The sequence below is a fragment of the Marseilla massiliensis genome (assembly GCF_016899855.1).
In the GTDB taxonomy this organism is placed as follows: Bacteria; Bacteroidota; Bacteroidia; order Bacteroidales; family Bacteroidaceae; genus Prevotella.
Map to the genome: position 1 here is coordinate 1 of NZ_JACJJG010000253.1, position 467 is coordinate 467.

The following is a 467-nucleotide window of genomic DNA, read 5'->3' on the forward strand; positions in this document are numbered from 1 at the left end:
GGCGAGCCCTCGGTCGTGGTGATGTTTACGCCGGCCATCTTACCGGTAAGGGCCTCACTGACATTAGACACAGGGATTTGCCCTATGTCCTCGGCGCTGACGGATGTTACGGCGCCCGTCAGGTCGCGCTTCCTTACAGTACCATAACCGATGACAACGAGGTCGTCAAGATTGGTTGCCTCGTCTTCCATTACGATATTGACGGTGCTTTTGCCGGTAACGTTTACCGTCTGCGGCTTCATACCAATATATGAGAACTGCAGTTCGTTACCGCTCGATAACTTAATGGAGAAGTTTCCGTCGATATCGGTCACTACGGCGTTTTTAGTCCCTTTTTCGAGGACTGTTGCGCCGATGACGGCCTCTCCGTTGGAATCTTTCACATTTCCTTTGATTGTCTGCGCCGACAGCGAGCCCACGATGAGCGTGAACAGCGCCACAAGCGCAAGTCGAAAAGTTTTTAAATT

The 467-nt window shown here is 51.8% G+C and carries 1 protein-coding gene; it reads right to left on the reverse strand.

Annotation, left to right across the window (positions count from 1 at the left end):
• A partial coding sequence (locus tag H6A34_RS14640) for a carboxypeptidase-like regulatory domain-containing protein (protein WP_420870847.1) occupies positions 1-467 on the reverse strand: 467 nt, incomplete at both ends.